Origin of the sequence: Streptomyces poriticola (assembly GCF_036689765.1) — a bacterium.
Lineage (GTDB): Bacteria > Actinomycetota > Actinomycetes > Streptomycetales > Streptomycetaceae > Streptomyces > Streptomyces poriticola.
In genome coordinates, this window is sequence record NZ_JBAGKH010000012.1 from 136,748 (window position 1) to 149,320 (window position 12,573).

A 12,573-nucleotide genomic window follows, 5' to 3' on the forward strand; every position below is an offset into this window, starting at 1 on the left:
CCAGGAATGCTCCGCCGTACGTTCTGGTTCACCACAGGCGTCGCCGCCGGCGTGTGGGCCACCACCAAGGTCAACCGCAAGCTGAGGCAGCTGACCCCCGAGAGCCTCGCCGCGACGGCGGCGAACAAGGCGATCGAGGCGGGCGGCCGGCTGAAGGACCGCGCGGTCGGCTTCGCCCTCGACGTCCGCGACAACATGGCCCACCGGGAGGCCGAGCTGGGCGACGCACTCGGGCTGAACGCCCCCGTCGACCCGGCACACGGACTCCCGGCGCCCCGGCGGTACACCGCCGTCGAGAACCGCAGCGACCCGAAGCCCGTCTCGAAGTACGTCGACAGGACGACGTACTCGTACAACCGGAATGAGGACCACTGATGGAGTCGGCCGAGATCCGCCGCCGCTGGTTGAGCTTCTTCGAGGAGCGCGGGCACACCGTCGTGCCCTCGGCGTCGCTCATCGCGGACGACCCGACTCTGCTGCTGGTCAACGCGGGCATGGTGCCCTTCAAGCCGTTCTTCCTCGGTGAGGTCAAGCCGCCCTACGCCCGTGCCACCAGCGTGCAGAAGTGCGTGCGCACGCCGGACATCGAGGAGGTCGGGAAGACCACCCGGCACGGCACCTTCTTCCAGATGTGCGGCAACTTCTCCTTCGGGGACTACTTCAAGGAGGGCGCCTGCAAGCTCGCCTGGGAGCTGCTCACCAGCCCCCAGGACAAGGGCGGTTACGGCCTGGACCCCGAGCGCCTGTGGATCACCGTCTACCAGGACGACGACGAGGCCGAGCGGATCTGGCGCGAGATCGTCGGCGTCCCCGCCGAGCGGATCCAGCGCCTGGGCAAGAAGGACAACTTCTGGTCCATGGGCGTCCCCGGCCCCTGCGGCCCCTGCTCCGAGATCAACTACGACCGCGGCCCCGACTTCGGCGTCGAGGGCGGCCCCGCCGTCAACGACGAGCGGTACGTGGAGATCTGGAACCTGGTCTTCATGCAGTTCGAGCGCGGCGAGGGCACCTCCAAGGAGGACTTCGAGATCCTCGGAGACCTGCCCGCCAAGAACATCGACACCGGCCTTGGCCTGGAGCGGCTCGCCATGATTCTGCAGGGCGTGCAGAACATGTACGAGATCGACACCTCCATGGCCGTCATCGACAAGGCCACCGAGCTGACCGGGGTGGCCTACGGCGACGCCCACGCCTCGGACGTCTCCCTGCGCGTGGTGACCGACCACATCCGCACCGCCGTGATGCTCATCGGCGACGGTGTCACCCCGGGCAACGAGGGCCGCGGCTACGTGCTGCGCCGCATCATGCGCCGCGCCATCCGCAACATGCGCCTGCTCGGCGCCACCGGCCCGGTCGTCAAGGACCTGATCGACGTCGTGATCGGCATGATGGGGCAGCAGTACCCCGAGCTGATCACCGACCGCGAGCGGATCGAGAAGGTCGCCCTGGCCGAGGAGCACGCCTTCCTGAAGACACTGAAGGCCGGCACCAACATCCTCGACACCGCCGTCTCCGACACCAAGGCCGCCGGCGGCGCCGTGCTGCCCGGCGACAAGGCGTTCCTGCTCCACGACACCTGGGGCTTCCCGATCGACCTCACCCTGGAGATGGCCGCCGAGCAGGGCCTGACCGTGGACGAGGACGGCTTCCGGCGTCTGATGAAGGAGCAGCGCGAGCGCGCCAAGGCCGACGCCCGGTCCAAGAAGACCGGCCACGCCGACCTCGGTGCCTACCGTGAGATCGCCGACCGGGCCGGTGCCACCGACTTCATCGGGTACACCGACACCGACGGCGAGTCCACCGTCGTCGGTCTCCTGGTCGACGGAGTCTCCTCCCCGGCCGCCACCGAGGGCGACGAGGTCGAGGTCGTCCTGGACCGCACCCCCTTCTACGCCGAGGGCGGCGGCCAGATCGGCGACACCGGCCGGATCAGGACCGACGCCGGTGCCGTGATCGAGGTGCGCGACTGCCAGAAGCCGGTCCCGGGCGTCTACGTCCACAAGGGCGTCGTCCAGGTCGGCGAGGTCACCGTCGGCGCCAAGGCGCACTCCTCGATCGACTCCCAGCGCCGCCGGGCCATCGCCCGCGCCCACTCGGCCACCCACCTCACCCACCAGGCGCTGCGGGACGCCCTCGGTCCCACGGCCGCGCAGGCCGGTTCCGAGAACCAGCCCGGCCGTTTCCGCTTCGACTTCGGCTCGCCGTCCGCCGTCCCGACGGCCGTGATGACCGACGTCGAGCAGAAGATCAACGAGGTGCTCTCCCGCGACCTCGACGTGCACGCCGAGGTCATGGGCATCGACGAGGCCAAGAAGCAGGGCGCCATCGCCGAGTTCGGCGAGAAGTACGGCGACCGGGTGCGCGTGGTCACCATCGGTGACTTCTCCAAGGAACTGTGCGGCGGCACCCATGTGCACAACACCGCCCAGCTCGGCCTGGTCAAGCTGCTCGGCGAGTCCTCCATCGGCTCGGGTGTGCGCAGGATCGAGGCCCTGGTCGGCGTGGACGCCTACAGTTTCCTCGCTCGCGAGCACACGGTCGTCGCTCAGCTCCAGGAGCTGATCAAGGGCCGTCCGGAGGAGCTGCCGGAGAAGGTCTCCGCCATGCTCGGCAAGCTGAAGGACGCCGAGAAGGAGATCGAGAAGTTCCGCGCGGAGAAGGTGCTGCAGGCCGCCGCCGGTCTCGCCGAGTCCGCCAAGGACGTCCGGGGCGTCGCCCTCGTCACCGGGCAGGTCCCGGACGGCACCGCCGCGGACGACCTGCGCAAGCTGGTCCTCGACGTGCGTGGCCGGATCCAGGGCGGCCGGGCCGTGGTGGTGGCCCTGTTCAGCACGGTGGGCGGCAGGCCGCTGACGGTCATCGCCACCAACGAGGCCGCCCGCGAGCGCGGGCTCAAGGCCGGTGACCTGGTCCGCACCGCCGCCAAGACCCTCGGCGGCGGCGGTGGCGGCAAGCCGGACGTCGCCCAGGGCGGCGGCCAGAACCCGGCCGCCGTCGGCGACGCGGTCGACGCCGTCGAGCGCCTGGTCGCGGAGACGGCCAAGTAATGCGCCGAGGACGCCGGCTCGCGATCGACGTCGGGGACGCCCGTATCGGGGTCGCCTCCTGCGACCCCGACGGGATCCTCGCCACTCCGGTGGAGACGGTCCCCGGCCGGGACGTCCCGGCCGCCCACCGGCGGCTGCGGCAACTGGTCGAGGAGTACGAGCCCATCGAGGTCGTCGTCGGTCTGCCCCGCTCCCTCAAGGGGGGCGAGGGCCCGGCCGCCGCCAAGGTGCGCGGCTTCGCCCAGGAACTGGCCCGGGGCATCGCCCCGGTCCCGGTCCGGCTGGTCGACGAGCGGATGACCACGGTCACGGCCGGTCAGGGACTACGAGCCTCCGGCGTCAAGTCCAGGAAGGGCCGCTCCGTCATCGACCAGGCAGCCGCTGTGATCATCCTCCAGCAGGCGCTGGAATCCGAACGGGTGTCAGGTAGAGCGCCCGGCGAGGGCGTCGAAGTGGTCATCTGATCGCGATACGGTAACGTTCCGCGCGATGCGGCAGTGTTCGAACAGCCGCCGCACAGCAAGAGGCGGAACGGAGGCCGGCCGCACCAGCCGGGCGCACCGCCGTCTCGCGGCTCTAGGGGATCGATGACTGAGTATGGCCGGGGCCGAGGCTCCGAACCGTGGCATCCGGAGGACCCGTTGTACGGGGACGGCGGATGGGGAGGACAGCAGGCCCACGACGCCCAGTCCTCCTACGGGGGCCAGCCGCAGCACTATCCGGAGCAGCCCCTGTCCCAGCAGCACTACGGCGGCTGGGAGAACGGCACCCAGCCCGGCCATGGCCAGGACCAGCAGCAGTACACCCAGCAGTACCAGCAGCAGTATCAGCAGGAGTACGGCGGGCAGTACGACCGACAGTACGACCAGCAGTACGCCGCCCAGGCCCAGCACCAGAACGGCAACGGCGGCTGGGCCCCCGGCGCCCAGTACCCCGACCCGGAGGACCCCTACGGGCAGCAGCCCGCCGCCGGCTACGGTTCCGGGCAGTCCGACTACTACGGCACCCCGGACGCGTACCCGCCGCCGGAGCCGCCCGGCCGGCGCCGCCCCGAGCCGGAGCCGGACGACACCGGCTGGGACCCGGGCCCGGACCAGGGTGAGCACGCCTTCTTCGCGGGCGGGGACGACGGCGGTGACGACGAGGGCGGCGGCGGACGCGGCGCCCGCAGGAGCGGCCGGGCCGGCAAGTCCAAGAAGGGCCGGAACGGCATCGCCTGTCTGGTGGTGTGCCTGGTGCTGGGCGGCGGTGTGCTGGGCGTCGGCTACTTCGGCTACCAGTTCTACCAGGACCGGTTCGGCGCGGCCCCGGACTTCGCCGGTGACGGCAACGGCGAGCAGATCACCGTCACCATCCCCAAGGGTGCCGGCGGCTCCGTCATCGGCCAGGAGCTGAAACGCAAGGGCGTCGTCAAGAGCGTCGACGCCTTCGTCGCCGCCCTGCAGAGCAACCCCGACGCGAAGAGCATCCAGGACGGCGTGTACACCTTGGAGAAGGAGATGTCGGCCCGGTCGGCGGTCGAGCTCATGCTCAGCCCCGAGAGCCGCAACAACCTGATCATCGCCGAGGGCAAGCGCAACGCCGACATCTACCAGCTCATCGACACCCGCCTGGAGCTGGACAAGGGCACCACGGCGCAGGTCGCCAAGGACGAGTACAAGAACCTCGGCCTGCCCGAATGGGCGATGAACCGCAAGAACGTCAAGGATCCCCTGGAAGGGTTCCTCTATCCGTCCAGCTATGCGGTCGCCAAGGGCCAGGAGCCCGGGGAAGTCCTGAAGCAGATGGTCCGGCGGGCCGGGGAGAAGTACCAGGCTCTCGGACTGGAGCAGAAGGCCGAGGGCCTCGGCCTCGACGGCCCCTGGCAGCTGCTCACGGTGGCCAGCCTGGTGCAGGCGGAGGGGCGGAGCCACGAGGACTTCCGCAAGATGGCCGAGGTCATCTACAACCGCCAGAAGCCGAACCCGCAGACCAACGGCATGCTGGAGTTCGACTCCACGTACAACTACATCAAGAACCAGAGCAAGATCGACCTGACCCTCAAGGAACTGCGGACGTACGACAACCCGTACAACACGTACTACTACAAGGGCCTGCCGCCCGGACCGATCAGCAACCCGGGCGAGGACGCGCTGAAGGGCGCCCTCGACCCGACGGACGACGGCTGGTACTACTTCATCTCCCTCGACGGCAAGACGAGCAAGTTCACCAGGACCAACGCCGAACACGAGGAACTGGTCAAGGAATTCAACAAGTCGAGGAACCAGTGATGTCCGTCCCTCGCCGGGCCGCCGTACTGGGGTCACCGATCGCGCACTCCCTCTCCCCCGCGCTGCACCGGGCGGCCTACGCCGAGCTGGGCCTGGAGGGCTGGACGTACGACCGCTTCGACGTCGGCGAGGAGGCGCTGCCGGCCTTCTTCGAGCGCCTGGGTCCCGAGTGGGCGGGGCTGTCCCTGACCATGCCGCTCAAGCGCGCCGTCATCCCGCTGCTCGACGAGATCAGCGCCACGGCCGCCTCCGTGGACGCCGTGAACACCGTCGTCCTCACCGAGGACGGCCGGGCGACCGGCGACAACACCGACATCCCCGGCATGGTCGCCGCCCTGCGCGAGCACGGTATCGAGAAGGTGGAGACCGCGGCCGTCCTCGGCGCCGGCGCCACCGCCTCCTCCGCGCTGGCCGCACTCGCCCGGGTCTGCGCCGGACCGGTCTCCGTCTATGTGCGCAGCGAGGCCCGTGCCGCCGAGATGCGCGGATGGGCCGAGCGCCTCGACGTCGACGTACGCATCGCCGACTGGGCCGACGCGGCCGAGGCACTGCGCGCTCCGCTGGTCGTCGCCACCACCCCGGCCGGCACCACCGACGCGCTCGCGGCCTCGGTCCCGGAGATGCCCGCCACCCTCTTCGACGTCCTCTACGACCCGTGGCCGACCGCTCTCGCCGCTCGCTGGTCCGCCTACGGAGGTGCCGTCGTCGGCGGACTCGACCTGCTGGTGCACCAGGCAGTGCTCCAGGTGGAGCAGATGACCGGACGCACCCCGGCCCCGCTCGCCGCCATGCGGGAAGCGGGCGAGCACGCCCTCGCCGCCCGCGGGGATCACTGCCGCTCCTGATCCCCGCGGCGCCCGCCCACCGTCCGGCTGGTGGACCGGCGGCCGGGTCAGGGGGCCGGACGTGGGAGGATCGTAGGTGGCGGACCGGGGCCGCGCACCCGGTCGCGCCGCGATCCCGGACAGGCGCGAGCACTGAGGAGCACCGTTGAGCAGGTTGCGCTGGCTGACCGCGGGGGAGTCCCACGGTCCCGCACTCGTCGCGACGCTGGAGGGGCTGCCCGCCGGCGTGCCGATCACCACGGAGCTGGTGGCGGACCATCTGGCGCGGCGGCGGCTGGGCTACGGCCGCGGTGCGCGGATGAAGTTCGAGCGGGACGAGGTCACCTTCCTCGGCGGGGTCCGGCACGGGCTGACCCTCGGTTCCCCGGTCGCGGTGATGGTGGGCAACACCGAGTGGCCGAAGTGGGAGCAGGTGATGGCGGCCGACCCGGTCGACCCGGAGATCCTCGCCGGCCTCGCCCGCAACGCGCCGCTGACCCGGCCCCGCCCCGGCCACGCCGACCTGGCGGGCATGCAGAAGTACGGCTTCGACGAGGCCCGGCCGGTCCTGGAGCGCGCCTCCGCCCGCGAGACCGCGGCCCGTGTCGCGCTCGGCGCGGTCGCCCGGTCGTACCTGAAGGAGACGGCCGGGATCGAGATCGTCTCCCATGTCGTGGAGCTGGCGGCGGCGAAGGCGCCGTACGGGGTGTACCCGACGCCGGCCGACGTCGAGCGGCTGGACGCCGATCCGGTGCGCTGCCTGGACTCGGACGCGTCGAAGGCGATGGTCGCGGAGATCGACCAGGCCCACAGGGACGGCGACACCCTCGGTGGTGTGGTCGAGGTGCTGGCCTACGGGGTGCCGGTGGGGCTGGGCTCGCACGTGCACTGGGACCGGCGGCTGGACGCCCGGCTGGCGGCCGCGCTGATGGGCATCCAGGCGATCAAGGGGGTCGAGGTCGGGGACGGTTTCGAGCTGGCGCGGGTGCCGGGGTCGAAGGCCCACGACGAGATCCTCGCCACCGGGGACGGTATCCAGCGGGCCACCGGACGCTCCGGTGGCACCGAGGGCGGGCTCACGACCGGGGAGCTGCTGCGGGTGCGGGCGGCGATGAAGCCGATCGCGACCGTGCCGCGGGCCCTGCAGACGGTGGACGTGGCCACCGGTGAGGCCGCGCAGGCGCACCACCAGCGGTCCGACGTGTGCGCGGTGCCGGCCGCGGGGATCGTCGCCGAGGCGATGGTGGCACTGGTCCTGGCGGACGCCGTCGCGGAGAAGTTCGGCGGGGACAGCGTCACCGAGACCCGCCGCAACGTGCAGTCGTACCTCGACGCCCTGGCCATCCGATGAGCGTTCCGGTGATCGTGCTGGTCGGTCCGATGGGCGTGGGCAAGTCCACCGTCGGAGAGCTGCTCGCCGAACGCCTCGGCGTCGGCTACCGGGACACCGACGCGGACGTCGTCGCCGCCGAGGGCCGCACCATCGCCGAGATCTTCGTGGACGACGGGGAGCCGGCCTTCCGGGCGCTGGAGAAGGAGGCGGTGCGCACCGCCCTCGCCGAGCACGGCGGCGTCCTCGCGCTCGGCGGCGGCGCGGTCCTGGACGACGGCACGCGCGCGCTGCTGGCGGGACTCCGGGTCGTGTACCTGTCCATGGGCGTGGAGGAGGCGGTCCGGCGCACCGGCCTGAACGTCGCCCGCCCGCTGCTGGCGGTCAACCCGCGCAAGCAGTGGCGGGAGCTGATGGAGGCCCGACGTCATCTGTACGAGGAGGTCGCCACCGTCGTGGTGGCGACCGACGGGCGCACCCCCGAGGAAGTCACCCAGGTCGCCCTCGACGCACTGGAGTTGAAGGAAGCATGAGCGAGGCAGTCACCCGGATCGGCGTCGGCGGCACGGCGGGCACCGAGCCGTACGAGGCCCTGGTGGGCCGTCAGCTCCTCGGCGAGCTGTCCGGACTGATCGGCGAGCGGGCCAGGCGGGTCGCGGTGATCCACCCCGAGGCGCTGGCCGAGACCGGGGAGGCGCTGCGCGCCGACCTGGCCGGGCAGGGCTACGAGGCGATCGCCGTCCAGGTGCCGAACGCGGAGGAGGCCAAGACCGCCGAGGTCGCCGCCTACTGCTGGAAGGCGCTCGGCCAGTCCGGATTCACCCGCACCGACGTCATCGTCGGCGTCGGCGGCGGTGCTACGACGGACCTGGCCGGGTTCGTGGCGGCGACCTGGCTGCGCGGGGTGCGCTGGGTCGCGATCCCCACCACCGTGCTGGCCATGGTGGACGCGGCCGTCGGCGGCAAGACCGGTATCAACACCGCCGAGGGCAAGAACCTGGTCGGCGCCTTCCATCCGCCCGCCGGTGTGCTGTGCGACCTGGCGGCGCTGGACTCCCTGCCGGTCAACGACTACGTCTCCGGGCTGGCCGAGGTCATCAAGGCCGGCTTCATCGCCGACCCGGTGATCCTGGACCTGATCGAGGCCGATCCGCAGGGCGCCCGTACTCCGGAGGGCCCGCACACCGCCGAGCTGATCGAGCGGTCCATCCGGGTCAAGGCCGAGGTGGTCTCCTCCGATCTGAAGGAGTCGGGCCTGCGGGAGATCCTCAACTACGGTCACACGCTCGGCCACGCCATCGAGAAGAACGAGCGGTACAAGTGGCGGCACGGCGCCGCGGTCGCCGTCGGCATGCACTTCGCGGCCGAACTCGGCCGGCTGGCGGGCCGGTTGGACGACGCCACCGCCGACCGGCACCGCACCGTCCTGGAAGCGGTCGGCCTGCCGCTGCACTACCGTCACGACCAGTGGCCCAGGCTGCTGGAGACCATGAAGGTCGACAAGAAGTCCCGCGGCGACCTGCTGCGCTTCATCGTTCTGGACGGCCTGGCCAAGCCCACCGTGCTGGAGGGCCCCGACCCGGCCGTCCTGCTGGCCGCTTACGGCGAGGTAGGCGAATAGTCCCCCAGCCCCGGGCACTTCGCACCGCCCTCGGCCGTTCACCGAACGAGCGCCGGGGGCGGTACCGTTCGGTAGCGGCGGGCCCGCCCCGCCGCCAGCGCCCATCGACGAACCGAGAACGAGACGGAGTGGCACCGGATGCAGCACGCAGTGGGTTCGCCGCTGCCGCCGCCCCACCAGCCGGGGCACGGACCGGCCGTCGGCCGGTCCCCGGCCGCACACCAGCCGGGTCCCCGCGCGGATGCGTCCCAGGGCCCCGCTCCCGCGCCCCCGCCGCACCCGTCCCCGGGCTACCAGGGACCGCCGCCGCACCCCGCGCCCGCCCCGCAGCCGGTCCCCGGCCCTCACCCGGTTCCCGGCCCGCACCCCGCCACGGCGCCGCAGCCCGCCCCCGCCCCGCCCGTCCCCGACACCACCGGGCACGTCCCGCTGCCCCCCGGTGCCCCCGTCGCCGCGCCCAGCGCGCCGCCCGCCGCCGCACCCGACCCGGCCGACACCACGCTCGCGGTGCTGCTCATCGGACCAGCCGGCGCCGGCAAGACCAGCGTCGCCAAGTACTGGGCGGACCACCGCCGGGTCCCCACCGCCCACATCAGCCTCGACGACGTACGCGAATGGGTCCGCTCGGGCTTCGCCGACCCCCGGTCGGGCTGGAACGACCACTCCGAGGCGCAGTACCGCCTGGCCCGCCGCACCTGCGGCTTCGCCGCGCGGAACTTCCTCGCCAACGGCATCTCGTGCATCCTCGACGACGCCGTCTTCCCGGACCGGCCCGTGGTCGGCCTCGGCGGCTGGAAGCGGCATGTCGGCCCCGGCCTGCTCCCCGTCGTCCTGCTGCCCGGCCTGGACATCGTCCTGGAGCGCAACGCCGAGCGCTCGGGCAACCGCCGGCTGGGCGACGAGGAGGTCGCCCGCATCCACGGCCGAATGGCCGGCTGGTACGGCTCGGGTCTCCCGATCATCGACAACTCCCAGCTCGACGTCCCCGAGACGGCCCGTGTCCTGGACGAGGTTCTGGCGAGATCGATAGCCAGCCCCCCGAACTGGTGAACCGGGGGACCGGCGCCGTCCGCAGGAGCGCGGGGGAGGGGTGTGCCGAACTCCGCCGTCCCGCACAGCCGCACATCCGCACGGCCGGGACCCGTGGGCGCCGGACCCGTACGCCGCCCACTCGGCCGCTCCCGAGCGGCGAGACGTGAGCGGAGCTCTTACGCTCGGCACATGTCAGAGGTGTACGCGGCCCGCCGGACCCGCCTACGCGAACACTGCACCGCGGGCGGCAGCGCGGCGGCGCTGGTCTCCCGCCCCGCGAATGTGCGCTATCTCGCGGGTACCGCCCCGCACGACGCCGTACTGCTGCTCGGCCGGTCCGACGACCAGGACCTGCTGCTGTGCACCGGCCCCGCGGAGGACCGGCCCGCACAGGGCCGGGTCGACGAGACCCTCCGGGTGCGGACCCTGACCGGTACGGCCGGCGACCCCGCCGTCACCGCCACCGGCCTGGCCGCCGACCGGGGCACCGAGGCCCTCGCCGTGGAGGAACACCACCTCACCGTCGCCCGCCACCGGGCCCTGAGTGCCGTCGCGCCCCGGCTGCACCTGACCGACCTGGGCTGCGCGGTCGAACAGCTGAGGGTGGTCAAGGACGAGGAGGAGATCTCCTGCCTGCGCATCGGCGCCGAGATCGCCGACCAGGCACTCGGCGAGCTCCTGGAGTCCATCCTGGTCGGCCGTACCGAGCGTCACCTCGCCCTGGAGCTGGAACGCCGGCTGATCGACCACGGGGCGGACGGCCCGGCCTTCCCCACCTCCGTCGGCACCGGCCCCCACGCGGGCCGGCCCGGCCACCGCCCGACCGACCGGCGGGTGGAGGAGGGCGACTTCCTCTCGGTCTGTCTCGGTGCCACCTACCGCGGTTACCGCTGCGAGATCGGCCGCACCTTCGTCATCGGCACCTCGCCCGCCGACTGGCAGATCGAGCTGTACGACCTCGTCTTCGCCGCCCAGCGGGCCGGCCGGGAGGCCCTCGCCCCGGGCGCCGCCTGCTGCGACGTGGACCGCGCCGCACGTCAGGTACTGGACAGCGCCGGCCATGCCGAGCACCTTCCGACGGTCACCGGGCACGGCGTCGGACTCGAAATCGCCGAGGACCCTCAGTTGACCCCGGCGGCCATGGGTAAACTGGACGCTTGCGTGCCGGTCACCGTCGAACCGGGGGTCCACCTCCCGGGCCGGGGCGGTGTCCGGATCGATGACACGCTCGTCGTACGCCCCGAGGCGGACGGCGGACCCGAGCTACTCACCATCACGACCAAGGAGCTGCTCGCGCTCTAGCCCTCGCGCTGTGCGCATGGCCTGCCCCGGGGTCGTCCACGTCAGTCCAGTCCAGGAGATTCCGCAACCGTGGCTTCCACGAACGACCTCAAGAACGGCATGGTGCTCAAGCTCGAAGGCGGCCAGCTCTGGTCCGTCGTCGAGTTCCAGCACGTCAAGCCCGGCAAGGGCCCGGCATTCGTGCGCACCAAGCTCAAGAACGTGCTTTCCGGCAAGGTCGTCGACAAGACCTTCAACGCCGGCGTCAAGGTCGAGACGGCCACCGTCGACAAGCGCGACATGCAGTTCTCGTACATGGACGGCGACTACTTCGTCTTCATGGACATGCAGACGTACGACCAGCTGCACATCGACCGCAAGGTCGTCGGCGACGCCGCCAACTTCCTGGTCGAGGGCTTCGAGGCCACCGTCGCCCAGCACGAGGGCGAGGTGCTCTTCGTCGAGCTGCCCGCCGCCGTGGAGCTGACCATCCAGGAGACCGAGCCGGGCGTCCAGGGCGACCGCTCCACCGGCGGCACCAAGCCCGCCACCCTGGAGACCGGCCACCAGATCAACGTGCCGCTCTTCATCACCACCGGTGAGAAGATCAAGGTCGACACCCGCACCAGCGACTACCTCGGCCGGGTGAACAGCTAACCGTGGCTGCCCGCAACACGGCCCGCAAGCGCGCCTTCCAGATCCTCTTCGAGGGCGACCAGCGCGGCGCCGACGTCCTGACGGTCCTCGCGGACTGGATCCGGCACGCCCGGACCGACACCCGGCAGCCGCCGGTGAGCGAGTACACGATGGAGCTGGTCGAGGGATACGCGGCGCACGCGACGCGCATCGACGAGCTGATCGCCCAGTACTCGGTCGGCTGGACGCTCGACCGCATGCCGGTCGTGGACCGCAACCTCCTGCGCCTCGGTGCGTACGAGCTGATCTGGGTCGACGAGACCCCGGACGCCGTCGTCCTCGACGAGATGGTGCAGCTGGCGAAGGAGTTCTCCACGGACGAGTCGCCCTCGTTCGTCAACGGTCTGCTCGGCCGGCTGAAGGACCTGAAGTCCTCGCTGCGCCGTGACGAGGCCTGACAGGCTCCGCGAGACACACAGACGCCGTCAGGGACCGCAGCCCCTCCCGGAACCGGTCGGCGAGGGCGAGGTCG

12 protein-coding genes are annotated in these 12,573 nt (G+C 71.8%); all 12 read left to right on the top strand.

Translation table 11 applies throughout. The features are described 5' to 3' along the window. The first annotated feature begins 6 nt into the window (after positions 1-6). The 12 genes from V5O46_RS18150 (at position 7) to nusB (ending at position 12,499) form a co-directional block, all read left to right on the top strand. The gene (locus V5O46_RS18150) at positions 7-375 is read left to right on the top strand and encodes a hypothetical protein (RefSeq protein WP_332885646.1); all 369 of its coding nucleotides are present in this window, start codon (positions 7-9) and stop codon (positions 373-375) included. Continuing rightward, entirely contained in the window at positions 375-3,047 is a 2,673-nt protein-coding gene (gene alaS, locus V5O46_RS18155; RefSeq protein WP_332885647.1) for an alanine--tRNA ligase, read from the top strand. The genes V5O46_RS18150 and alaS overlap by 1 nt, the downstream gene beginning before the upstream one ends. Beyond that, positions 3,047-3,511 (top strand): Holliday junction resolvase RuvX, encoded by a 465-nt coding sequence (gene ruvX / locus V5O46_RS18160; protein ID WP_332885648.1) that lies wholly within the window; start codon positions 3,047-3,049, stop codon positions 3,509-3,511. The genes alaS and ruvX overlap by 1 nt, the downstream gene beginning before the upstream one ends. 123 nt (positions 3,512-3,634) lie before the next feature. Beyond that, the gene (mltG, locus tag V5O46_RS18165; RefSeq protein ID WP_332885649.1) at positions 3,635-5,317 is read left to right on the top strand and encodes an endolytic transglycosylase MltG; all 1,683 of its coding nucleotides are present in this window, start codon (positions 3,635-3,637) and stop codon (positions 5,315-5,317) included. After that, positions 5,317-6,162, top strand: a complete 846-nt coding sequence (locus V5O46_RS18170; RefSeq protein ID WP_332885650.1) for a shikimate dehydrogenase — start codon at positions 5,317-5,319, stop codon at positions 6,160-6,162. The genes mltG and V5O46_RS18170 overlap by 1 nt, the downstream gene beginning before the upstream one ends. Positions 6,163-6,307: 145 nt before the next feature. Further along, the gene (gene aroC, locus V5O46_RS18175) at positions 6,308-7,492 is read left to right on the top strand and encodes a chorismate synthase (RefSeq protein ID WP_332885651.1); all 1,185 of its coding nucleotides are present in this window, start codon (positions 6,308-6,310) and stop codon (positions 7,490-7,492) included. Continuing rightward, complete coding sequence (locus V5O46_RS18180; protein WP_332885652.1) at positions 7,489-8,004, top strand: shikimate kinase; 516 nt, start codon at positions 7,489-7,491, stop codon at positions 8,002-8,004. Before aroC ends, V5O46_RS18180 begins: the two co-directional genes overlap by 4 nt. After that, positions 8,001-9,092, top strand: a complete 1,092-nt coding sequence (aroB, locus tag V5O46_RS18185; RefSeq protein ID WP_332885653.1) for a 3-dehydroquinate synthase — start codon at positions 8,001-8,003, stop codon at positions 9,090-9,092. Before V5O46_RS18180 ends, aroB begins: the two co-directional genes overlap by 4 nt. Before the next feature lie 138 nt (positions 9,093-9,230). Then, positions 9,231-10,142, top strand: a complete 912-nt coding sequence (locus tag V5O46_RS18190; protein WP_332885654.1) for a Pro-rich N-terminal domain-containing protein — start codon at positions 9,231-9,233, stop codon at positions 10,140-10,142. Between the two features lie 171 nt (positions 10,143-10,313). After that, complete coding sequence (locus V5O46_RS18195) at positions 10,314-11,426, top strand: aminopeptidase P family protein (protein ID WP_332885655.1); 1,113 nt, start codon at positions 10,314-10,316, stop codon at positions 11,424-11,426. Positions 11,427-11,495: 69 nt separating this feature from the next. Next, entirely contained in the window at positions 11,496-12,062 is a 567-nt protein-coding gene (gene efp / locus V5O46_RS18200; protein ID WP_332885656.1) for an elongation factor P, read from the top strand. Between the two features lie 2 nt (positions 12,063-12,064). After that, entirely contained in the window at positions 12,065-12,499 is a 435-nt protein-coding gene (gene nusB / locus V5O46_RS18205) for a transcription antitermination factor NusB (RefSeq protein ID WP_332885657.1), read from the top strand. Positions 12,500-12,573 lie beyond the last annotated feature (74 nt).